This is a genomic window from Bradyrhizobium liaoningense, from assembly GCF_018130785.1.
Taxonomy (GTDB): Bacteria; Pseudomonadota; Alphaproteobacteria; order Rhizobiales; family Xanthobacteraceae; genus Bradyrhizobium; species Bradyrhizobium liaoningense_A.
This window is the reverse complement of the sequence record NZ_JAFCJT010000015.1, coordinates 69710-91070: the sequence shown is the minus strand read 5'-3', so window position 1 is coordinate 91070 and position 21361 is coordinate 69710. Positions and strand designations below refer to the sequence as shown.

Annotated in this window: 23 protein-coding genes; 17 read left to right on the top strand and 6 right to left on the bottom strand. The window is 64.2% G+C overall.

Annotated elements, in window-relative coordinates; translation table 11 throughout:
* Nucleotides 1–38: 38 nt before the first annotated feature.
* From urtB to JQ627_RS25810, 14 genes are all read left to right on the top strand, one after another.
* A complete protein-coding gene (urtB, locus tag JQ627_RS25875) occupies nt 39–1646 on the top strand; it encodes an urea ABC transporter permease subunit UrtB (RefSeq protein ID WP_212486912.1) in 1608 nt (535 codons plus the stop codon).
* On the top strand, nt 1643–2812 hold the full coding sequence (gene urtC / locus JQ627_RS25870) for an urea ABC transporter permease subunit UrtC (protein ID WP_212486911.1): 1170 nt from the start codon (nt 1643–1645) through the stop codon (nt 2810–2812). Before urtB ends, urtC begins: the two co-directional genes overlap by 4 nt.
* A gap of 5 nt (nt 2813–2817) precedes the next feature.
* Nucleotides 2818–3579, top strand: a complete 762-nt coding sequence (gene urtD / locus JQ627_RS25865) for an urea ABC transporter ATP-binding protein UrtD (protein WP_028148379.1) — start codon at nt 2818–2820, stop codon at nt 3577–3579.
* 3 nt (nt 3580–3582) lie between these two features.
* Entirely contained in the window at nt 3583–4278 is a 696-nt protein-coding gene (urtE, locus tag JQ627_RS25860) for an urea ABC transporter ATP-binding subunit UrtE (RefSeq protein WP_212486910.1), read from the top strand.
* Nucleotides 4279–4309: 31 nt separating this feature from the next.
* Nucleotides 4310–5140, top strand: coding sequence for an urease accessory protein UreD (locus JQ627_RS25855; RefSeq protein WP_212486909.1), 831 nt, complete (start codon nt 4310–4312; stop codon nt 5138–5140).
* 24 nt (nt 5141–5164) lie between these two features.
* Nucleotides 5165–5467, top strand: coding sequence for an urease subunit gamma (locus tag JQ627_RS25850; RefSeq protein ID WP_007605424.1), 303 nt, complete (start codon nt 5165–5167; stop codon nt 5465–5467).
* Nucleotides 5468–5478: 11 nt separating this feature from the next.
* Nucleotides 5479–5784: an urease subunit beta gene (locus tag JQ627_RS25845; protein ID WP_212486908.1), complete on the top strand. Its 306-nt coding sequence runs from the start codon at nt 5479–5481 to the stop codon at nt 5782–5784.
* A gap of 56 nt (nt 5785–5840) precedes the next feature.
* Nucleotides 5841–6380 carry an HD domain-containing protein gene (locus JQ627_RS25840; protein WP_212486907.1) on the top strand — a complete coding sequence of 180 codons (540 nt, stop codon included), beginning with the start codon at nt 5841–5843 and terminating at the stop codon, nt 6378–6380.
* A gap of 34 nt (nt 6381–6414) precedes the next feature.
* Complete coding sequence (ureC, locus tag JQ627_RS25835) at nt 6415–8130, top strand: urease subunit alpha (RefSeq protein ID WP_212486906.1); 1716 nt, start codon at nt 6415–6417, stop codon at nt 8128–8130.
* 138 nt (nt 8131–8268) lie between these two features.
* Complete coding sequence (locus tag JQ627_RS25830) at nt 8269–8568, top strand: putative quinol monooxygenase (RefSeq protein WP_027573733.1); 300 nt, start codon at nt 8269–8271, stop codon at nt 8566–8568.
* 13 nt (nt 8569–8581) lie between these two features.
* Entirely contained in the window at nt 8582–9208 is a 627-nt protein-coding gene (locus tag JQ627_RS25825) for an urease accessory protein UreE (RefSeq protein WP_212486905.1), read from the top strand.
* Nucleotides 9189–9917, top strand: coding sequence for an urease accessory protein UreF (locus JQ627_RS25820; RefSeq protein WP_212486969.1), 729 nt, complete (start codon nt 9189–9191; stop codon nt 9915–9917). Before JQ627_RS25825 ends, JQ627_RS25820 begins: the two co-directional genes overlap by 20 nt.
* A 39-nt stretch (nt 9918–9956) precedes the next feature.
* Nucleotides 9957–10580 (top strand): urease accessory protein UreG, encoded by a 624-nt coding sequence (ureG, locus tag JQ627_RS25815; RefSeq protein ID WP_212486904.1) that lies wholly within the window; start codon nt 9957–9959, stop codon nt 10578–10580.
* A gap of 299 nt (nt 10581–10879) precedes the next feature.
* A complete protein-coding gene (locus JQ627_RS25810) occupies nt 10880–12538 on the top strand; it encodes an HWE histidine kinase domain-containing protein (RefSeq protein ID WP_212486903.1) in 1659 nt (552 codons plus the stop codon).
* Between the two features lie 13 nt (nt 12539–12551).
* On the opposite strand, the gene JQ627_RS25805 is transcribed toward JQ627_RS25810, so the two are convergent.
* The 3 genes from JQ627_RS25805 to JQ627_RS25795 form a co-directional block, all read right to left on the bottom strand.
* Nucleotides 12552–12911, bottom strand: coding sequence for a RidA family protein (locus tag JQ627_RS25805; protein WP_212486968.1), 360 nt, complete (start codon nt 12909–12911; stop codon nt 12552–12554).
* 143 nt (nt 12912–13054) lie between these two features.
* Nucleotides 13055–13663: a TetR/AcrR family transcriptional regulator gene (locus tag JQ627_RS25800; protein ID WP_212486967.1), complete on the bottom strand. Its 609-nt coding sequence runs from the start codon at nt 13661–13663 to the stop codon at nt 13055–13057.
* Between the two features lie 181 nt (nt 13664–13844).
* Nucleotides 13845–14987, bottom strand: a complete 1143-nt coding sequence (locus JQ627_RS25795) for an OpgC domain-containing protein (protein ID WP_212486902.1) — start codon at nt 14985–14987, stop codon at nt 13845–13847.
* 606 nt (nt 14988–15593) lie between these two features.
* On the opposite strand from JQ627_RS25795, the gene JQ627_RS25790 reads away from it, so the two are divergent.
* The 3 genes from JQ627_RS25790 to JQ627_RS25780 are packed head-to-tail and all read left to right on the top strand — an operon-like array spanning nt 15594 to nt 19102.
* Complete coding sequence (locus JQ627_RS25790) at nt 15594–17699, top strand: TonB-dependent siderophore receptor (protein WP_312015808.1); 2106 nt, start codon at nt 15594–15596, stop codon at nt 17697–17699.
* A gap of 12 nt (nt 17700–17711) precedes the next feature.
* The gene (locus JQ627_RS25785; protein WP_212486901.1) at nt 17712–18923 is read left to right on the top strand and encodes a PepSY domain-containing protein; all 1212 of its coding nucleotides are present in this window, start codon (nt 17712–17714) and stop codon (nt 18921–18923) included.
* Nucleotides 18920–19102, top strand: coding sequence for a hypothetical protein (locus JQ627_RS25780; RefSeq protein WP_212486900.1), 183 nt, complete (start codon nt 18920–18922; stop codon nt 19100–19102). Before JQ627_RS25785 ends, JQ627_RS25780 begins: the two co-directional genes overlap by 4 nt.
* 25 nt (nt 19103–19127) lie before the next feature.
* On the opposite strand, the gene JQ627_RS25775 is transcribed toward JQ627_RS25780, so the two are convergent.
* The 3 genes from JQ627_RS25775 to JQ627_RS25765 all read right to left on the bottom strand — a co-directional run bounded on the left by JQ627_RS25775 (nt 19128) and on the right by JQ627_RS25765 (nt 21226).
* Nucleotides 19128–19583 (bottom strand): hypothetical protein, encoded by a 456-nt coding sequence (locus JQ627_RS25775; protein WP_212486899.1) that lies wholly within the window; start codon nt 19581–19583, stop codon nt 19128–19130.
* Nucleotides 19584–19662: 79 nt separating this feature from the next.
* A complete protein-coding gene (locus tag JQ627_RS25770; protein WP_212486898.1) occupies nt 19663–20034 on the bottom strand; it encodes a YqjD family protein in 372 nt (123 codons plus the stop codon).
* A gap of 79 nt (nt 20035–20113) precedes the next feature.
* Nucleotides 20114–21226: an AI-2E family transporter gene (locus tag JQ627_RS25765; protein WP_212486897.1), complete on the bottom strand. Its 1113-nt coding sequence runs from the start codon at nt 21224–21226 to the stop codon at nt 20114–20116.
* Between the last annotated feature and the right edge of the window lie 135 nt (nt 21227–21361).

Sequence of the window (21361 nt, the reverse complement as noted above, 5' to 3'; positions counted from 1 at the left end):
GCCGCCTTCTCCATCCATTTCTGCCGGGGTCCTCCACAGTGCCAGCCAATTTGTCCGCCCGTCTCTGTTCGTTTGCGCTCTCGTTGTTCCTGATCGCGTTCGCACTGCCGGCCTTCGCCGGTCCGTTCGAGGATGCGGTCGCCAAGTTCGCCAACGATGATTACTCCGATACGGAAGAGGCGATCGGTGTGGTCGCGAGCAGCGGCAACACGCTGGCTTTTCCCATCATCAGCGCGCTCCAGGACGGCCGCCTGATGGCCGATTCCGACAGCAAGAAGGTTTACGTCACGGGCGCCGACGGCAAGTCGATCGACGCCGCGACCGGCCAGCCGGTCGCCAGCGTTCCCGACAGCGCGAGCGCGGTCCGTCTCAACAACCGCCTGCGCCGCAGCGTCGATGCCGCGCTCGGAAGTCTAACGCTCCAGTCGCCCGATCTCGGAACGCGGCTCCAGGCCGCGCAATCCGTCTTCAAGTCGCATGAGGAGACCGCGCTCGAGGCAGTCGATGGCGCGCTTGCCAAGGAAACCAACAAATCGGTCAAGACTGCACTCGGCGAAGCCCGCGCAGCCATCCTGCTGTTCAAGCCGGACGCCACCGAGGTCGATAAGCTCGAGGCGGTCGCCACCCTCAAGGCGCGCGGCGACCAGGAGGCGATGGCGCTGCTGACAGGCATGGGCGACCAGCCGGCCTCGGTGACCAAGGCCGCGGCCAGCGCCATCAGTTCGATCCAGGGCTCGCTCGCGGTCTGGTCCACCGTGCAGAATGCCTGGTATGGCCTCTCGCTCGGCTCGGTCTTGCTGCTCGCCGCGATCGGGCTCGCCATCACCTTCGGCGTGATGGGCGTCATCAACATGGCTCATGGCGAGATGGTGATGATCGGCGCCTACACCACCTTCGTGGTGCAAGAGGTGATCCGCACCCGTTATCCCGGCCTGTTCGACTATTCCTTGCTGATCGCCGTGCCGCTCGCCTTCCTCGTTGCCGGCGGCATCGGCGTGCTGATCGAGCGCAGCATCATCCGTTTCCTCTATGGCCGTCCGCTGGAGACGCTGCTGGCGACCTGGGGCCTGTCGCTGGTGCTGCAGCAGGCGGTCCGCACCATGTTCGGTCCGACCAACCGCGAGGTCGGCAATCCCTCCTGGATGAGCGGCGCGTTCGAGCTCGGCCAGATCACCATCACCTATAACCGGCTCTGGATCCTCTGCTTCACGCTGGCCGTCTTCGTCATCCTGCTCGCGATGCTGCGCTACACCGCGCTTGGTCTCGAGATGCGCGCAGTGACGCAGAACCGCCGCATGGCGGCCTCGATGGGCATCGCCACCTCGCGCGTCGATGCGCTGACCTTCGGTCTCGGCTCCGGCATTGCCGGCATCGCCGGCGTGGCGCTGTCGCAGATCGACAATGTCAGCCCCAATCTCGGCCAGAGCTACATCATCGACAGTTTCATGGTCGTGGTGTTCGGCGGCGTCGGTAATCTCTGGGGGACCCTCGTGGGCGCCTTCACGCTCGGCATCGCCAACAAGTTCCTGGAGCCGGTCGCCGGCGCGGTGCTCGGCAAGATCGCGATCCTCGTTCTCATCATCCTGTTCATTCAAAAGCGGCCGCGCGGCCTGTTCGCGCTCAAGGGCCGTGCGGTGGAAGCATGACCCCTCACATGCTGACCCGATCGCTGGACCGCGGCGCGACGATCTTTCTCGCCATCGTCGCGGCCTGCGGCATCCTCATCCCGCTCTCAAACCTGCTGCTGCCCGCGGGCTCGTTCCTGCAGGTGCCGACCTATCTGGTCGCGCTCTGGGGCAAATATGTCTGCTATGCGATCCTCGCGCTTTCGATCGATCTGATCTGGGGCTATTGCGGCATCCTCTCGCTAGGCCATGGCGCCTTCTTCGCGCTCGGCGGCTACGCGATGGGCATGTACCTGATGCGGCAGATCGGCACCCGCGGCGTCTACGGCAACCCGATCCTGCCCGACTTCATGGTGTTCCTGAACTATTCGAAGCTGCCCTGGTACTGGCACGGCTTCGACATGTTCTGGTTCGCGGCGTTGATGGTGCTGTTCGTGCCCGGCCTGCTCGCCTTCTGCTTCGGCTGGCTCGCCTTCCGCTCCCGCGTCACCGGCGTGTACCTGTCGATCATCACGCAGGCCATGACCTATGCGCTGCTGCTTGCCTTCTTCCGCAATGATTTCGGCTTCGGCGGCAACAACGGCCTGACCGACTTCAAGGACATCCTCGGCTTCAACGTCCAGGCCGAGGGCACCCGTGCCGCGCTGTTTGCGCTGAGCTGCCTGGCGCTCATCCTGAGCTTCCTGATCTGCCGCTCTGTCGTGTCCTCCAAGCTCGGCAAGGTTCTGATCGCAATCCGCGACGCGGAATCGCGCAGCCGGTTCCTCGGCTACCGCGTCGAATCGTACAAGCTGTTCGTGTTCACGTTGTCGGCCTGCATGGCCGGCGTTGCCGGTGCGCTCTACGTGCCCCAGGTCGGCATCATCAACCCGAGCGAATTCGCACCCGGCAATTCGATCGAGGCGGTGATCTGGGTCGCGGTCGGCGGCCGCGGCACGCTGGTCGGCGCGGCGCTCGGCGCCGTCGTCGTCAACTACGCGAAAACGTTCTTCACCTCGGGCATGCTCGCGCCCTACTGGCTGTTCATGCTGGGTGCGCTGTTCATCCTGGTGACGCTGTTGCTGCCCAAGGGCATCGTCGGCACCTTCAACGCCTGGTGGGACCAGGCGAAGGAAAAGCGTGCCGCCGCGACCAGCGCGAGCGCCGCGGCCGAAGATGGCGTCACCGAACCCAAGATGGCGGAGTAGGTGCAATGAACGTCATGGACACCCGCGCGACCTCCGCGATGCTCTATCTCGACGGCGTGCACGTCTCGTTCGACGGCTTCCACGCCATCAATAATTTGTCGCTGGCGCTCGAACCCGGCGAGATGCGGGCCATCATCGGCCCGAACGGCGCCGGCAAGACCACGATGATGGACATCATCACCGGCAAGACCAAGCCGGACGAGGGCACCGTGCTGTTCGACGGCGTCACCGACCTGACGCGGCTCGACGAGACCCGCATCGCCGAGCTCGGAATCGGCCGCAAATTCCAGAAGCCGACGGTGTTCGAGAGCCAGACCGTGCAGGACAATCTGCTGCTCGCGCTCAATGTCGATCACAGCGTCAAGGGCACGCTGTTCTGGCGCGGCAGCAGAGCGGAGTCCGAGCGCATCGACAAGGTGCTGGAGACGATCCGCCTCACCGACGCCCGCAATCGCCTGGCCGGCAGCCTCAGCCACGGCCAGAAGCAATGGCTCGAGATCGGCATGCTGCTGGCGCAGGATCCGAAGCTGCTCCTCGTCGACGAGCCCGTCGCCGGCATGACCGACGTCGAGACGCATCTCACCGCCGAGCTGCTCAAGGAAATCAACAAGACCCACACCGTGATGGTCGTCGAGCACGACATGACGTTCGTGCGCGAGCTCGGCGTCAAGGTCACCTGCCTGCATGAAGGCACGGTGCTCGCGGAAGGAACCATCGACCAGGTCTCGTCCAACGAGCGGGTCATCGAAGTTTATCTGGGACGCTGAGCGATGCTTGAGGTCAAGGACATCAACCTGTTCTACGGCGCGGCGCAGGCGCTGCGCGGCGTTTCGATCTCGGCCGAACCGGGCAAGGTCACTTGCGTGCTCGGGCGCAACGGCGTCGGCAAGACCTCGCTTCTGCGCGCCATGGTCGGGCAGTACCCGATCTCCTCGGGCGCGATCGTGCTCGACGGCAGCGACATCACGGGCCTGAAGCCCTATGAGCGGGCGCGCAAGGGCATCGGCTTCGTGCCGCAGGGCCGCGAGATCTTTCCGCTGCTGACGGTCGAGGAGAATCTCAAGACCGGCTTCGGTCCGCTCAGGCGCGAGGACAAGCACATTCCGGACGACGTGTTCTCGCTGTTTCCGGTGCTGCAATCGATGCTGGGCCGGCGCGGCGGCGACCTCTCCGGCGGCCAGCAGCAACAGCTCGCGATCGGGCGCGCGCTGGTGATGCGGCCGAAGCTGCTGCTGCTCGACGAGCCGACCGAGGGCATCCAGCCCTCGATCATCAAGGACATCGGCCGGGCGATCTCGTATCTGCGCAATCTCGGTAACATCGCCATCGTGCTGGTCGAACAATATCTCGACTTTGCCTGCGAACTCGGCGACAGTTTCGCGGTGATGGATCGCGGTGCGGTGAAGTTCACCTGCGACCGCACCAATCTGGACCCGGCCGAAATCAGCCGCCAGATGGCGCTGTAAGTCATTCTGCCGCGACCGGCTGGGGAGGCGGATGCGCAGCGAACTATCAGCCACATCTACCGTATTCGATGCCAACCGCGCCCGCGGCGCGGTGCGCTTCGACGTCCATGCGCGCGATGGCGTGACGCGGCGCGGGACCTTGCGTGAGTCCGGCTCCCTGCGTGTGCGCTTCCCCTCGCCGGAAGGGGAGGGGCTCTCCGGCGTGTTCGTCAACACGGCCGGCGGCGTTGCCGGCGGTGACAGTTTTGACATCGACATCGCGGCGGGCGAGGGCGCGCGCCTCACATTGACCACGGCGGCGGCCGAGAAGGTCTACCGTGCGCCGGGGCAGGCGGCAGAGCTCACGATCGCGCTAAAGGTCGCCGCCGGCGCTCACCTCGGCTGGCTGCCCCAGGAGATGATCCTGTTCGATCGGGCCCGGGTCCACCGCCGCTTCGACATCGAGCTCGACGAGGCCGCCTCGCTCCTGTTGTGCGAGATCGTGGTGTTCGGCCGCACCGCCATGGGCGAGCGGATGGAGCAGGGCGAGTTCGTCGACCGCTGGCGGCTGCGTCGTGGTGGCAAGCTGGTTTTTGCCGAGACCGTCAGGCTCGACGGCGATATCGGCGCAAAACTTGGGCGATCCGCCGTTGCCAAGGGCAGCGCCGCGATCGGCACGGCGCTGATCGTTCCCGGCGACGAGGCCCTGGTCGAGCGCATCCGCGAGGCGTCGGAATCCTTCTCCGGCGAGGTCGGGATTTCGACCTGGAATGGCTTTGCAATGGCGCGGTTCTGTGCCCAAGATGCGGCGCGCTTGCGTGCCGACATGATGGCCGTGCTGGCGCGCACCGGCGCGACGTTGCCGCGGCTCTGGTTGAATTGATGAGTTGAACGGAAGAGATTTCGCATGAACCTGTCTCCCCGCGAAAAGGACAAGCTCTTGATCTCGATGGCGGCCATCGTGGCCCGCCGCCGGCTGGATCGCGGCGTCAAGCTCAACCATCCCGAGGCGATCGCGATCATCTCCGACTTCATCCTCGAAGGCGCGCGCGACGGCCGCACCGTCGCCGAGCTGATGCAATCCGGCGCGCAGGTGCTTACTCGCGACCAGGTGATGCCCGGTATCCCCGAGATGATCCACGACATCCAGGTCGAGGCGACGTTTCCGGACGGCACCAAGCTCGTCACCGTGCACGAGCCGATCAGGTAGGAGCGAGAAGCATGATCCCCGGCGAACTCTTCATCCAGGACGGCGAGATCGAGCTCAATGTCGGCCGCAAGACCGTGACCTTGACGGTCGCCAATACCGGCGACCGCCCGATCCAGGTCGGCTCGCACTACCATTTCTTCGAGACCAACCCGGCGCTGAAGTTCGATCGCAAGAAGGCCCGCGGCATGCGCCTCGACATCGCCGCCGGCACCGCCGTCCGCTTCGAGCCCGGCCAGACCCGCGACGTCCAGCTGGTCGCCATGGCGGGGAAGAAGACGATTTACGGCTTTCGTGGCGATGTGATGGGGAAGCTGTGACATCCGGAGGAACGAGCGCGGTGCGGCACGGTTGAGGCGAAAACGGAGTATTTGCCATGCTGTCACCCGTTCGCCTCGTCTCCGAAGCTGCCGAACTCGCGGCGCGCCGTCACAATGGCATGGCGCGCAAGGGGCGGGGGAACGAGCCTTACATCAACCACCTTGCAGAGGTCGCGAGCCTGCTGGCAACGGCGACTGATGGCGCCGATGCAGAGCTTGTCGCGGCCGGGTGGCTGCATGATGCGATCGAGGATACCGACACCACGCGCGAGGAGCTCGCGCAGAAATTCTCCGAGCGCGTTGCGTCCATCGTCGTCGAATGTACCGATGACATGAGCCTGCCGAAACCGGAGCGACGAGGGCGGCAGGTGGCCGATGCGCCCAAGAAATCCGCCGGTGCCAAGCTGATCAAGATCGCCGACAAGATCAGCAATATCGGCGCGCGCGTTCATTCCGACCCGTCCGCCGAAGAGCGCGACGATCTCGCCGACTACACGGGCTGGGCTGAGCAGGTCGTCGCCGGCTGCCGTGGCGGCAATTCGTGGCTCGATGCAAAATTCGACGATGCCGTAAGAGCAGCGAGGGCTTCGCTGTGAACAACCAAGAATTCAAACGCAAACGGGGCTTGTGATGTCCGTCAAAATAAAGCGTTCCGTCTATGCCGACATGTTCGGCCCGACCACCGGCGACAAGGTGCGGTTGGCCGACACCGATCTCATCATCGAGGTCGAGAAGGATTTCACCACCTATGGCGAGGAGGTGAAGTTCGGCGGCGGCAAGGTGATCCGCGACGGCATGGGGCAGTCGCAGGTCACCAACAAGCAGGGCGCGGCCGACACCGTCATCACCAATGCGCTGATCGTCGATCACTGGGGCATCGTGAAGGCCGACGTCGCGATCAAGGACGGCATGATCTCGGCGATCGGCAAGGCCGGCAATCCCGACATCCAGCCCGGCGTCACCATCATCGTCGGCCCCGGCACCGACGTGATCGCGGGCGAAGGGAAAATCCTGACCGCCGGCGGCTTCGACAGCCACATCCATTTCATCTGCCCGCAGCAGATCGAGCACGCGCTGATGTCCGGCGTCACCTCGATGCTTGGCGGCGGCACCGGTCCCTCGCACGGCACGTTCGCCACCACCTGCACGCCGGGACCGTGGCACATGGGGCGGATGATCCAGTCGTTCGACGCCTTCCCGGTCAATCTCGGCATCTCCGGCAAGGGCAACGCCTCGCGGCCCGCCGCACTGGTCGAGATGATCAAGGGCGGCGCCTGCGCGCTGAAGCTGCACGAGGATTGGGGCACCACGCCGGCCGCGATCGACAACTGCCTTTCGGTCGCCGACGATTACGACATCCAGGTCATGCTGCATTCCGACACGCTGAACGAATCCGGCTTCGTCGAGGATACGATCAAGGCTTTCAAGGGCCGTACCATCCACGCCTTCCACACTGAAGGCGCCGGCGGCGGCCACGCGCCCGACATCATCAAGGTCGCAGGGCTCAAGAACGTGCTGCCGTCCTCGACCAATCCCACGCGCCCGTTCACGCGCAACACCATCGACGAGCATCTGGACATGCTGATGGTCTGTCACCACCTCGATCCCTCGATCGCGGAAGATCTGGCGTTTGCCGAAAGCCGTATCCGCAAGGAGACGATTGCGGCCGAGGACATTTTGCATGATCTCGGCGCGCTCTCGATGATGTCCTCGGACTCCCAGGCCATGGGCCGCCTCGGCGAAGTCATCATCCGGACATGGCAGACCGCGGACAAGATGAAGAAGCAGCGCGGGTCGCTCGCCGAGGACAAGGGCAAGGACAACGACAATTTCCGCGTCAAGCGCTACATCGCCAAGTACACGATCAATCCCGCCATCGCGCACGGCGTGTCGAAGCTGATCGGATCGGTCGAGAAGGGCAAGCTCGCCGATCTCGTGCTGTGGTCGCCGGCCTTCTTCGGCGTCAAGCCGGACTGCATCGTCAAGGGCGGCACGATCGTGGCTGCCCCGATGGGCGATCCCAACGCCTCGATCCCGACGCCGCAGCCGGTGCATTACCAGCCGATGTTCGGTGCCTTCGGCAAGGCGCGCACCGCATCGTCCGTGGTGTTCACGTCGAAAGCCGCCGTCACAGGCGGCCTTGCGCGAAAACTCGGCATCGAGAAGAAGCTCTATGCCGTCCAGAACACCCGCGGAAAAATCTCGAAGAAGAGCATGATCCACAACGACGCCACGCCCAATATCGAGGTCGATCCGGAGACCTATGAGGTGCGTGCCGACGGCGAGTTGCTCACCTGCGCACCGGCCGAGGTGTTGCCGATGGCGCAGCGATATTTCATGTACTGAAATAGCGCCTCGACGCATGTCTCCGGAACATGCCTGATTGCGTGTCTTGGGACGGCTTTTCCGGTTTTGCGTTCGGTCCCGCCTGGTCTAAGGTCCCGCCCGGTTCGTAACCCAGAAGAAAAGCCGGGAGGATTTCTCATGATCTACGTCGTTGCCACCTTGACCATCAAGCCCGAAACGCGCGCCGAATTCATTGCAGCCGCCACCGCCTGCATCAAGGAGACGCGGAAGGAGCCCGGCAATATCGCCTATGATCTGCATGAGAGCGTCACCGATCCCTCCAAGATGGTGTTCGTCGAGCAGTGGGAGAACGCCGAGGCACTGGTGCCGCATCGCGGCATGGAGCACATGAAGACGTTCGGCCGCGTGGCGGTGAAGTGCTTTACGGCGCCGCCGAAGATTGAGGTGATCACGCCCGAGAAGGTCGAGACACGGTAACGGGGTAAAAAGTATGATCCGGGCGACGCAGGTCAGGGGACAACACCGCTTCACGGAAGCGCCGGCGGATACGGTGGTGCTCGATTTCGACGATCGGCACCGCCGCCGCATGGCGATGACGGGAACGCGGGGCCTCGAATTCCTGCTCGACCTGGAGAATGCCGTCGCGCTGCGCGGCGGCGATGCGTTGGTCCTGGAGGACGGCCGGCTGGTCGAAGTGGTCGCGGCACCCGAGCCGCTGCTGGAGATCCGCGGCCGCGATCCGCACCACCTCATTCGCGTCGGCTGGCATCTCGGCAACCGCCACCTGCCGACACAGATCATGGCCAAGAGCCTGCGCATCCGCCGCGATCATGTCATCGAGGCCATGGTGAAAGGCCTCGGCGCGCGCGTGATCGAGATCGAGGCGCCGTTCGATCCCGAAGGCGGCGCCTATGCCGATGCCGGCCACGCGCATGGCCACGATGACCATGCGCATCACGATCATGGCCACCATCACCATGACCATCACGGCCATGATCATCACCATCATGATCATGCCGCGCATGACCACGGTCACGATCACCACCATCACCACGACGAGCATTGCGACCATCCCGATCATCACCATGGCCACAGCCATGCTCATGACCACAAATGAGCCGTCTCGCGCCGGTGACCTCGCCGAACGCGAGGCGGCGGCGCTGTACCGGCTGATGACGTGGCTGTCGCCGGCCTTTCCGGTCGGCGGTTTCTCCTATTCCAGCGGCATCGAATGGGCGGTCGAGGCGGGCGACATCACCGACACCGCGACGCTGGCCGACTGGCTCGATGCGATGCTCGGCGACGGTTCAGGCTTTTGCGATGCGACGTTCCTGGTCCACGCCTATCGCGCCGCTGAGGCCAGCGAAGACACGACCTTGAACGACATCGCGGAGCTCGCCGCCGCCTTCGTGCCGTCGCGCGAGCGGCAGCTCGAGACGACCTCGCAGGGCCGCGCGTTCGTCGACATCTCCCGCGCCGCGTGGGATGCGCAAGGCCTGGATGCCATGGTAGCGGCATGCCGCACGCCACTGGTCTATCCCGTCGCCGTCGGTGTCGTTGCCGCGATGCACGGCGTGCCGCTGGCGCCGACGCTGCACGCCTTCCTGCATGCGCTGGTCTCGAACTGGATTTCGGCGGCGAGCCGGCTCATTCCGCTCGGCCAGACCGACAGCCAGCGCGTGCTGGTGAAGCTGGAAGCCGCCGTTGCCGCGACCGCCAATCGGGCGCTGAATGCGACATTGGACGACCTCGGCAGCGCGACGTTTCGCGCCGATCTCGCCAGTCTGCGGCATGAGACGCAATATACTCGGCTGTTTCGCTCGTGAGCGGTGCGGCCTTTGACCAATCAAGAGAGAGCGAGTGACATGTCGAAATCTCACGGCCCCTTGCGCGTCGGAGTCGGCGGCCCGGTCGGATCGGGCAAGACCGCGCTGATGGACCTGCTCTGCAAGACCATGCGCGAGCGCTACGACATCGCGGCGATCACCAACGACATCTACACCAAATGGGATGCGGAATTCCTCGTGCGCTCGGGCTCGCTGACGCCGGACCGCATCGCCGGCGTCGAGACCGGCGGTTGTCCGCACACCGCGATCCGCGAGGACGCTTCGATGAATTTGGCTGCGGTCGCGGACATGCGCGCAAAATTCCCCGGGCTCGACCTCGTGCTGATCGAGTCCGGCGGCGACAATCTGGCTGCCACTTTTTCCCCGGAGCTCGCCGACCTCACCATCTACGTCATCGACGTGGCGGCCGGCGACAAGATCCCGTCCAAGGGCGGCCCCGGCATCACCCGCTCCGACCTCCTGGTCATCAACAAGATCGACCTCGCGCCCCATGTCGGTGCCTCCCTCGAGAAGATGGAGACGGACGCCAGGCGCATGCGCGGGGCGCGCCCCTTCGTCATGACCAACCTGAAAAAGAGCGAGGGGCTCGACCATATCGTTGGCTTCATCGAGGCCAAAGGCGGCCTGAAACGGGCAAGCTGACGGCGCGACGACGTGGCGCAGGCGTTTTCCGCCGTTAACGTCTGGGGCAAAAGCCGCATTTGCGGAACAAATTTCGGACACGGCGATTAACTACCTCCGGTGCCCGGAGCAAAGCCGTCATGGCCAGACCATCGGCCGGGCGAATTAAGCTTTTCAGGCGACCGAAGTTGCGTACTGATGCCTCCTCCTTCATTATCTCCGTTACTGGGGTCCACTCTGTTTCGGCACATGGCCGTTCGAGCGGCGTTCATATGCTCCGTGTTTATTGCCGACTTGCTACTTTCGCCTGAGTAGTCGAAGTGGTCCGGCTGGGTTTTATCATCGGTTTCATTGCTCTGCTCGGAGCCCTGCTCTCCGGGCTCGCGGCCTATCGTGTCCACGATCAGGAGCTGGCACTGGACCGGATCGCGCTGGCGCGCGCGATCGATGTCCACGCGAGCCTGGTCCAGGACCGCCTGACCGAGCGCGAGCTGCTCGCGCGTGTCGCCTCAGGCTTGTTCCGTGCGCCGTCGGTCATCAAGCCGAACATGCTGGAGCCGCTGCGCTCGGCCATCTACGCCTTCAAGACCGATTTCGTGGTGGCCGGGTGGATCGCCCGGCTGAAGCCGAACGAGCTTGTGCCGGCGCAGGCTGCGATCGCGCGCGCCGGCTTCCCCAATCCGCAGATCCGCACGTATGACGACAAGCCTATCGATCTTGCGAACGTTACCGAGCCGATCGACGTGCTGATGGACCTCGAACCGCGCAGCAACGAGACCAAGACGCTGCCCGGCCGCAGCTACGAGCAGGATCAGGTGCGCAACGCCATGCTAACGCGTGCGCGAGTCGAGAAGAGGTCGATCGCCTCGGACCCGGTTCAGTTGCTGCGCGGCGGCGGGCCCATCGGCATCATTGTGGCCGCGCCCGTCATCCCCGAGGGCGCGACGGAGCCGGCGGGCTTCGTCACATTTTCCTACGAGCTCGCCTCCCTGATGCTGGCCAATGACGACATGTCGTTGTTCGCGGTGGCGCTGAAGGATCCGCGCAGGGAAGGTGGTGAGCTTGTTGCCAACGACCAGGGCGTGGTCTCGTCACGCATGACGGCGGCGGACGGGCCGGCGCCGTCGGCGACGCGCACGGTGAGCTTCGGCGGCCGCGACTGGCATCTCGGCTATTACGCAAAGACCAATTCGGCGCGGCGCGCCGAGCAGACCGCGATCATCGTGGCGGCGATCGGTTTTGCCATCACCGCGATGGTGTGCGGTCTGTTCGGCTATGTCGCCTACAACAATCTGCGGCTTAGCCGGGAAATCCAGGTGCGGATCGGATTCGAGCGCCGGCTGACCGCCGTCATTGACGAGCTCAACCACCGGGTCAAGAACATCCTGGCGGTGATCCAGTCTATCGTGACGCGCACGCTGCGCCACGGCTCGGACATCGACGTTGCGCGCGAGCTGCTGATCGGCCGCATCCATGCCATGTCCAACGTGGTCTCGCTGCTCAGTGAGAGCCAGTGGCAGGGCGTCAAGCTGAAGGGCCTGTTCGAGGCGCGCGCCATCCCGCATGCCGACCGCATCGCCGTCACCGGCCCCGACATCGCGGTCAGCGCGCGCGCCGCGCAGAGCCTGTCGCTGCTGTTCTTCGAACTCGCCTCGCACTCCGACGAAGGTCTGTCGCTGGTCGGAAAGCATCCGCACATCACCGCGAATTGGACGGTGACGGGCGAGGGGACCGATGAGGTCTTCCATTTCCGCTGGGAGGAGTTCAACACCAGCGAGGCAACGCGCCGCCCGGATTCCGATTTCGGTCTGATCCTGCTCGACCGTGTTGCGCCCGAAGCGCTCGGCGGCACCGCCAAGCGCTACTTCACCGACGCCTCCTACGTGTACGAGCTGACCGCGCCGATGGAGACGGTGGTCGACATGAGTGAGCGCGATCGCACGGATAAGATCTCCGCACCGGTGCGGCCTGTGCGGTAGAGGTCGCGCGGCTTCAGGCCGAAGTCGGTCGAGCAGCGATTGCGGTCATCTCGAGCTTGACGCCTGGACCGAGATCGGCCACGCCGACTACGGCGCGCGCCGGCAGATGAGCTTCCGCAAAGTGCGCCTTCCAAGCCGCATTGAACTCAGCCTTCTCGCTGAGATTCGTAACGAAGATGGTCGCCTGCAGGACGTTGGCCAAGTCGGATCCGAGAGCCTTCAGCAAGCGCGACAACTGGCCGAGCACGTCGTTTGCCTGCCCTGACATGTCGAGGCTCGTGTCCTCGGCGACGATTCCGCCGATGTAAAGCACGCCTCCATGCTCGACCACCTCGTGGAGCAATCCTTCGTATGGCAAAATGCGTTTGATCATGATGACCGTTGCTGCTGTGGGAATAGACGCGACTTGTGTCTGCGGACCGCCGAGTGCCGTTCCTCGGGACGTGGCGATCATGTCAGCTCAGAGGCGTCCGAAGAGCCCGACTTAAAAAGCGTGGAGCATTTTCATCGCCCAGTCTAGCCCTTCGGCCGCAATATCAGATCGACCAGGCTCCGCGCGTAAGCCGGCGTGATCGGCGCGATGCCGAAGACGTAGCGGTAGAACAGGCTGCCGTAGATTGCGTCGTAAAGATCCTCGGCCGGCCCCTTGGCCAGGATGCTGCCATCGTTCTGGCCCGCGGCGATCATCTCGACCAGCGCGTCGCGGCGGAATTGCAGGTAGCGGGCGTAGAACAGCTCCGCCGAGCCGGTCTTGGAAATGCATTCGGAGACGACGGCGAGCTGCACCTTGCCGAACTCGCCCTGGAGCGCATCGGCATAGGCCGCGGCATGGCGGCGCGCGCGCGCCGCGGGGCTGCCGGAGCTCGCCGGCGGCAGCGGCAGCATCTGCGCGGCATGATGAAGGAAGGCGTCGATCAGCAGCGCTTCCCGCGACGGCCACCATTTGTAGATCGTCATCTTGGAGACGCTGGAGTGGCGTGCGACGGCGTCGATGGTGGTGGCGGCAAGGCCGGTGGCGGCCATGAGCGCATAGGCGCTTTCGAGAATGGCATTGGTGGTCTCGATCGACCGCGGCCGGCCGCGCCTCGGCGCGCTGTCAGCCTCTTCACCCCCGCCTTTCGCCATCGCCACGCCGGTCTCCTCACGCAGAGTCTTACCGCATAGCGCAGCCAAAGGTCTCGGCCTAGCAGAATCGCACGATTATTTGGCTAGAGCGTTTTCGAGCGAAGTGGATACCGGTTCGCCTGAAGAAGGCGCGTCAAAACAGGAATCTAGAGCTCTGTTCCGATCAAATCGAAACGGAGCTCTAGGCCTGCTGCCGCAGCGCGGCCGGCAGGTCCTGCCGCTTCGACCAGGTGATGTAATAGGCCACCGCCGTCATCGCCGCGAATCCGACGAGGCTCACCGCGATCTGCATCACCACGAGGTTCGGTCCGGTGATCAGGATGAGATGGCCGGCAAAGGACAGGAACACAGCAATGCAGAACACTGCAAGCCATTCCTCGCCGCAGGTGATCACCGCCTGAAGCGGCCGCCACTTCAGGCCGGGGTGGTCGGCCGGAATGAGATGGGTCGCGAGGAATGCGAGCGCGAGGAAATGGACCACGCGATAGGGCGCGAGGTTTTCCTTGTCTGTCGGCGTGATGCTGTTGAGGAGGAAGTCCGGCAAATAGACGGACAGCGCGGGCGAATGCCGCATCAAGGTGACGGCCATCGCGAGGATGAGATAGGCACCCGCGAGGATCCGCAGCCAGGACATGCCGTGCAACGCGCGTCCGGAGGCGCCTGTTACGGCGAACCAGCCGCCCAGGACCATCAGCATCTGCCAGCACATCGGATTGAAGGTCCACTCCTGGTCCGGATAGACCCGGAAATTCCAATCGAACCAGCGCGCCGCAACGTAGAGCGCGACCGATGCCGCCAGCGTCAGGTTCGGCCGCCGCAGCAAACCCCATAGTGCAAACGGAAAGAACGCCATCAGCGGGATCATCAGTTGCAGGAGGTCGAGGTTCAGCGGCTCTTCCTGGAGCACGAGGCCGCGGACCAGGATGCGCAGCGGATGCTCGAGAATGCCCGAGATGTTGTATTCGTGGATGATCTCCGGCGCCATCGATTGCGAGGCGACATAGGCGATGGTGTCGATATAGATCACGAAGAGGACGACATAGGCGGCGTAAAGCCGCCAGACGCGGCGGAATATCCGCGTCGCCGCGACGAGATAGCCGCGCTCCAGCGCCATCCTGCCGTGGATGATGGCAACACCATAGCCCACCACGAACACGAACAGGTCGGCCGCGCCGCTGAAGCCGAAATTGCGCAGCGTCAGCAGGTTGACGACGTTGTTCGGGATGTGGTCGACGAACACCGACCAGTTGGCAATGCCTAGCGTCAAATACAGCCTGGCGTCGTGATGGAATGCGGCGAGGTTCGCCTTGACGGACGGTTTCATCGTGGAAAATGACTTTTGGAATCAGGGCGCTGCTTTTAGCGGCAACCGCCTGCCCATCCGAGTAGCGTTTGCGTGAGGGGGCCCGATTCGTCCCTGATGGCAGAAAATTGCGCATATTGGCGGGCGCGCGCTCGCACATTCCCGTGTGGCGTGGCCGGGCCGCAATTTTCGGAAAGAGAGCGGCCCCGCCTTCCGTCGCGACCTTCCAGGTGAGTCGGCTCACCAGTCCGTGGTCGTGGCTGCATCGTTCTGCGTGTGGCTGTAGCACCTCTGAAGTCTGGAACTAGTAAATCTCCAGACTGGAGGGCTTCTAGCAGGCAGCATTGAACCGCTGCGGTAACTCCTCCTTCCGGCCGCATCGATGCGGCCGTCGGAAGTGGGGAAGTTGCAGTGGGCGTCTTGGAAGTGCGGCGCTGGCGGCTCGTGGGAGCCGTCAGCTCGATCGTTTTGATCATCGGTACGGGAGGGGCGTCAGCTCAATCATCGACAACGGCGTCATCCGCCGGGGCGGGCACCGACCTCGGTGCGGTCGTCGTCCAGCCAAGCGAAGCGCGCAAACGTGCCAACTCATCACTCTCGCGCAGCCGCAGCGCGGGACGCGCGCGCGTGGTCCCGCGAACGAATGCGGCTGGCAGCGCTGAGACTGCAGCGGCTGCCGGGGCCGGGGCGGGTCGCAAGGAATCGGCCTTTGGCCATGTCGATGGCATGGTCGCCACCCGCAGCGGCACCGGCACCAAGACCGATACGGCGTTGATCGAGACCCCGGCCGCGATTTCCGTCATCACCCAGGATCAGATCCAGGCCCAGGGCGCGCAGAGCATCGCGCAGGCGGTGCGCTACACCCCGGGGACGCGCGGCGAGTTCGCCGGCGCCGATGCCCGCACCGATGCCGTCTATGTCCGCGGCTTCCTCGCCGACCAATATCTGGACTCGCTGCGACTGCTCAACTTCGGCATCTTCGCCTATTCGCTGGTCGAGCCGTTCAATCTCGAGCGGGTCGAGGTCCTGCACGGCCCGGCCTCGATCCTGTACGGCCAGTCTTCGCCGGGCGGCCTCGTCGACATGGTCTCGAAGCGGCCGACGCTCGAGCCCTATCACGAGATGTTCGTTTCCACAGGCAGCTACAATCGCGTGCAGGCCGGCGTCGACCTGTCCGGACCGATCGACAAGAACAAGGAGTTTCTCTATCGCCTTACAGCGTCGGGCTTCGACGTCGGCAGCCAGGTCGATCATGGCGACTACCAGCGCATCTCGATCGCGCCGTCGCTGACCTGGCGGCCGGACAACAACACGACGCTGACGGTGCTCGGCACCTATCAGCGCGATCCCAAGGCCGGCTTCTACAATCAGTTGCCGCCAGGCGGCATCGGCACCATCACGCCCTACAAGGGCAGCTTCATTCCAACCAGCTTCTATTCAGGCGAGCCGGGCTTCGACAAGACCGACCGCACCTACGGCTCGGTCGGCTATCTGTTCGAGCACAGCTTCAACAACAATATGAAGGTCCGGCAGAACCTGCGCTACACTGACCTCAGCACAGATTTCGCGGTGGTGTCTCCCTCCGGCTCGGATCCGACCAACCTGGCCCGCGGCGCCTACACTACACAGGAGACCATGCGCTCCATCGCCGTCGACAACCAGGCCGAAGCGAAATTCTATGCCGGTCCGATCGAGCATACCGTGCTCGCCGGCGTCGATTACCGCAACGGCCTCGATAAGACCCTCAATGGCACGATTGCGGTCGTGGCGCCGATCAATGCCTTCAACCCGGTCTATGGCACGCCGTTCGGCTCGGTGCCGTTCACCACCAACAATCGCCAGCGGATCGAGCAGCTCGGCGAATATATCCAGGACCAGATCAAGTACGATCACTGGGTGGCGCTGCTCGGCATCCGCCACGATCTCGCCCAGTCCCGCACCGAGAGCCTGTCATTCGCAACAAACATCACTACGATCGCCCCGAAGTCCGACACTGCGGTCACCAAGCGCGGCGCGCTTCTGTACAAGTTCGACAACGGTGTCGCACCTTATATTCAGTATACGGAGTCGTTCCAGCCGACCGCCGGCACGGACTTCTTCAGTCGGCCGTTCGCGCCGACGACCGGCAAGCAGCAGGAAGCCGGTATCAAGTACCAGCCCAACGATAAGTCGCTCTACACGATTGCGGCGTTCAACCTCGTCCAGCAGAACGTGGTGACGCCCGACCCCGATCCGACACACGGCCCGACCGCGCGCGTCCAGACCGGCGAGATCCGGTCGCGCGGTGTCGAGTTCGAGGCCAAGACCGAGATCAATCGCGAACTGACGGTGCTCGCCTCGTATACCTATCTCGATAACGTCGTGACCAGGACCAACACCGCTACCCAGCTCGGCAAGCATCCGGTCGGGTTTCCGATGAATTCTGCCTCGGTCTGGGCGGATTACACCTTCCGTGGCGGTGTGCTCGACGGTTTCGGTCTGTCGGGTGGCGTCCGCTATATCGGCGAGCTTCCGGGAAACACGGTCAATACGTTTTATGTCCCTGATGTGACGCTGTTCGACGCGGCGATCCATTACGACTTCTCCGCGCTCGGGCCGATGTTCAAGGGTTATTCGGCGCAGGTCAACGCCACCAACCTGTTCGACAAGACCTACGTGACCTATTGCCAGGACATCGGTTGCTATTACGGCCTGCGCCGCAACGTGATTGCGACGCTGCGATACCGCTGGTAGGAGGGGAGCGGAATGAGCGATCAGGCAGTCTTCGGGGAACGCGTGTACGAACGAAAGCCCGCGTTGCGGCGCTGGCTCTTCGTGCACAAATGGACGAGCCTGATCTGCACGCTGTTCCTGCTCCTCGTCTGCATCACCGGCTTGCCGCTGGTGTTGCGGGAGGAGATCAACAGCCTGCTCGACGATGCGTTGCCCTACGCGCAGGTGCCGGAGGGCACGCCCAATGTCAGTCTCGACCGGGTCGTCGATGCCAGCCGGAAGATGTATCCCGGCGAGACCATCATCTCCGTATTCGTCGACGACGACGAGCCCAGGATCATGGTGTATATGGCGAGCTCTTGGGAGGCCTTCAACGCCAACCGCAAAGCGCTGTACTCGATCCGGTTCGACGCCCACACCGGTGACGTGCTGAAGCAGACGAAACCGTTCGGCGCGGACGGCCTCTCGTTCCTTCAACTGATGCTGATACTCCACCGCGATATCTTCATGGGGTTGCCGGGCGAGCTGTTCCTCGGTGCGATGGCACTGCTCTTCGTCGTGGCGATCGTCTCTGGGATCGCGGTCTACGGGCCGTTCATGCGCAAGCTCGATTTCGGCACGGTGCGTGCGGCCCGATCGCGGCGCCTGAAATGGCTCGATCTGCACAATCTGCTCGGCGTCGTCACGGTCGGCTGGGCGCTGGTGGTCGGCGCCACCGGCGTGATCAACGAGCTTTCGACGCCGTTGTTCGCGTTATGGCAGCAGACCGACGTGCGCGCGATGCTGGCGCCGCTGCAAGGCAAGCCGGTGCCGCAGACATCCGAATTGTCGTCGCCGCAAGCAGCCTACGACACCGTGAAGACGGCGTTCCCCGAGATGATCGCGACCAGCGTGGTGTATCCCGGCTCGCCGTTCGGATCGCCGTTCCATTACGTGGTCTGGACCAAGGGCAAGGAGCCACTGACGTCGCGCCTGTTCAGCCCGGTACTGGTGGACGCCAGAAGCGGCGCTCTGGTCTCGGCGGTCACCATGCCCTGGTATCTGCGTGCGCTCGAGCTCTCGCGCCCCCTGCATTTCGGCGACTATGGCGGCATGCCGCTGAAGATCATCTGGGTGTTGCTGGACCTCGTGACGATCTTCGTGCTCGGCAGCGGCTTGTACCTCTGGTTTGCGCGATCGCCGGCCACGAAGCCGAGCCGCTCCTCGGCTGCGATCCCGCTGCCATCGCCGGGCGGTGCCGAATGACGGCTCGTCGCTCGCTCGCCTTGATCTGGCGCTGGCCGGCTCTGCTTGCTGCCCTGAGTGTATTCGGCCTGCTGGCGGCCTTGATCGGCCAGACCGGGATATGGCTACCCTTGTCCTGGGGCGCGCTGACTATTCCGCTCGCGGTGGCGGCGCTCTGCATCGTCCGTAGCCGGGACTGAGGCAGCAAGACCGGGATATTCGCCGCTATTCAGCCGGTTCAGCCGATGCTTCGTCGGATGCGCCGGCGCGGCTCGCCATGATTCCAAGTGCGACGCCGCCGATGGCCAGGATAGGCAACAGCCGCTTGACGCCGATGGCACGAACGATCTGGAGGCCTGTTGCCAGCAGCATGGGGTCGGCGAGCATGCTCTGCGCGGTCGATCTTGCGGCGCGCTCCGCGGCGATCCGGGCGCGCTTCTGAATCTGACGCTTGTAGCCCCAATAGCTCCCCGCCGCGGTGAGCGTCAGCAGGAAGAAGATGCCGGCGCCCGCGAGGCAGGCCTGTACGGGGCCATATTTCTCCAGGACCGAGATGAAGGCGGCCGCGCAGAGAAAGCACGTGGTGATGAAGAGCGCGAATGCTGCGCCCGCGGCGAGCGATGTCAGGCGGACGGTCGTGCCGGTCGATGCGCTGATGCCGTCGATGATGCGCTGTAACATGGCCTTGCTCCTCAGATCCCCACAAGCCGGCAGCGACGGCGCATCAGCGCCGCCGTGGCATCAAGGTCTCGCGTCCGCGCTACCGGCGCCAGGCGACGCCGATCAGGAAGCCGATGCCGAGCGCGAGCCCGACGGTCGCGAGCGGCCGCTGCGTGATGGCGTCTTCCAGCGTCTCCTCGATCGAGCCGTAGGCGTCTTGCGCAGCTTCCATCATGGCGCTGCCGCGATCCGACATGTCGTCGACCGCGGAATCCACGTTCTCGCGGGCCTGGCGATAGCCGCGGCGGGCCTGCTTGCTGGTGGAATTGGCAAATGTGTTGAGCGCGTCGGTGATCTGATCGGTGAGGGCGGCGATATCGCTTTTCACGGCTGCTACATCCTTCTCGAGGCGTTCTCTGGTGGCTTTGTCGGTCCAGTCTCTCATCCCGGTTTCGCCATTGGTGACTGACATCAGGAGCTCCAAAACTGTTGGCGGCTGAGATAGCCGGAAAACGTTTCGTCCTCGGGTAAGTTCCGTTCGGTGAAACCGGTCATGCCTGCGGGAGCTGCGGCGAATTCTCAGGCAGGAGATGCTCCTTCAGGATCAGCCCGACGATCAGCAGTGGCGACGAGAGGAACGCGCCCATCGGCCCCCACAGCCAGGTCCAGAATGCCAGCGCGACGAAGACGGCGAGCGCGTTCAGCGCCAGCCGCCGGCCGATGATGGTCGGCGTGACGAAGTGCCCTTCAATGAAGGTGATGCCGCCGAAAGCCAGCCCCGCCATCAGGCCGCCGCCGAGGGTCGGGAAGGCGACGAGCCCCACCACGACCAGAACGACGAACATCGCGATCGGTCCGATGATCGGGATGAAGTTGAGCGCCGCGGCGAGCGCACCGAGCCCGGCCGGATTGGGCATGCCGGTGAGGGCGCAGACGATGCCGGTCGCGACGCCCACGCCGATATTGATGACGGTCACCGTCAAGAGGTAATTGCCGAGATGGACCTCGATCTCGTTGAGGATCCGCAGGGTGCGGAGCCGCGCATCGCGGTCGGCGAACGTCATGATCAGCGCCCGCCGCAAGTCGCGCCAGCTTGCGATGAACAGGATCAGCGTGGCGAAGAACAGCAGGAATTCGGCGAAGGTCGGCGACAGGAATTCCAGCGTTGGCTGCACCCATTCGAATTTCGGCAGCTGGAGGCTGGGCAGCCCCTCGGAGCCGCCGACCATGGTTTGCAGCTCGCTCCACAGTGCCAGCGGTCGGTCGAACACGTGCAGCTTGTCCTTCAACTGCGCGCCGAGCTCCGGCAGGCGCGAGCTCCACTCCATCGCGGGCGCGGCAATCAGCGCGACGACGAAGGCGACGATCATCGTCACCGCGATCACGATCAGCACGGCACCGAGGGCGCGCGGCACATGGCGCCGCTCGAGAAAGCTTGCGGCCGGCGACAACATGGTACCGGCGACGATGGCCATCACGACCGGGAGGAAGAACGCCCTGGCGACGTAGAGCACCGCGACCACGGCAATCAGGAACAGCCCGGCGAGCGCAAAGGCGACGAACTCGGTGCGGCGGATTACCGGTGGCCGCTCGACATGGCTGTCGGGAAGCGGGTCGCCCTCGCTATTGCCGGAGATCAGACGTTCGGTGGGAAGGACGCGCACAATATCTCTCCCGCACGGAAGCCTCCGCGCGCCCATTGTTGACACTAAAACGTCCGGGAGGACTTTGCGGTTCCATCGCGGTTTCGTGAAGTTTTGCTCGCTTGACTGTGACCTCGCTGCCGCAACGAGCGGCGG

Excerpts from the sequence above, each read along its gene's own strand:
- JQ627_RS25785 (WP_212486901.1), top strand. The coding sequence starts at position 17,712 with ATGAGCGATCAGGCAGTCTTCGGGGAACGCGTGTACGAACGAAAGCCC.
- JQ627_RS25805 (WP_212486968.1), bottom strand. The coding sequence starts at position 12,911 with ATGATCAAACGCATTTTGCCATACGAAGGATTGCTCCACGAGGTGGTC.
- urtD (WP_028148379.1), top strand. The coding sequence starts at position 2,818 with ATGAACGTCATGGACACCCGCGCGACCTCCGCGATGCTCTATCTCGAC.
- JQ627_RS25795 (WP_212486902.1), bottom strand. The coding sequence starts at position 14,987 with ATGAAACCGTCCGTCAAGGCGAACCTCGCCGCATTCCATCACGACGCC.
- JQ627_RS25775 (WP_212486899.1), bottom strand. The coding sequence starts at position 19,583 with ATGTTACAGCGCATCATCGACGGCATCAGCGCATCGACCGGCACGACC.
- JQ627_RS25840 (WP_212486907.1), top strand. The coding sequence starts at position 5,841 with ATGCTGTCACCCGTTCGCCTCGTCTCCGAAGCTGCCGAACTCGCGGCG.
- JQ627_RS25855 (WP_212486909.1), top strand. The coding sequence starts at position 4,310 with ATGCGCAGCGAACTATCAGCCACATCTACCGTATTCGATGCCAACCGC.
- JQ627_RS25830 (WP_027573733.1), top strand. The coding sequence starts at position 8,269 with ATGATCTACGTCGTTGCCACCTTGACCATCAAGCCCGAAACGCGCGCC.
- JQ627_RS25780 (WP_212486900.1), top strand. The coding sequence starts at position 18,920 with ATGACGGCTCGTCGCTCGCTCGCCTTGATCTGGCGCTGGCCGGCTCTG.
- JQ627_RS25850 (WP_007605424.1), top strand. The coding sequence starts at position 5,165 with ATGAACCTGTCTCCCCGCGAAAAGGACAAGCTCTTGATCTCGATGGCG.
- ureG (WP_212486904.1), top strand. The coding sequence starts at position 9,957 with ATGTCGAAATCTCACGGCCCCTTGCGCGTCGGAGTCGGCGGCCCGGTC.
- JQ627_RS25820 (WP_212486969.1), top strand. The coding sequence starts at position 9,189 with ATGCTCATGACCACAAATGAGCCGTCTCGCGCCGGTGACCTCGCCGAA.
- JQ627_RS25825 (WP_212486905.1), top strand. The coding sequence starts at position 8,582 with ATGATCCGGGCGACGCAGGTCAGGGGACAACACCGCTTCACGGAAGCG.
- JQ627_RS25845 (WP_212486908.1), top strand. The coding sequence starts at position 5,479 with ATGATCCCCGGCGAACTCTTCATCCAGGACGGCGAGATCGAGCTCAAT.
- JQ627_RS25800 (WP_212486967.1), bottom strand. The coding sequence starts at position 13,663 with ATGGCGAAAGGCGGGGGTGAAGAGGCTGACAGCGCGCCGAGGCGCGGC.
- JQ627_RS25770 (WP_212486898.1), bottom strand. The coding sequence starts at position 20,034 with ATGTCAGTCACCAATGGCGAAACCGGGATGAGAGACTGGACCGACAAA.
- ureC (WP_212486906.1), top strand. The coding sequence starts at position 6,415 with ATGTCCGTCAAAATAAAGCGTTCCGTCTATGCCGACATGTTCGGCCCG.
- urtC (WP_212486911.1), top strand. The coding sequence starts at position 1,643 with ATGACCCCTCACATGCTGACCCGATCGCTGGACCGCGGCGCGACGATC.
- urtE (WP_212486910.1), top strand. The coding sequence starts at position 3,583 with ATGCTTGAGGTCAAGGACATCAACCTGTTCTACGGCGCGGCGCAGGCG.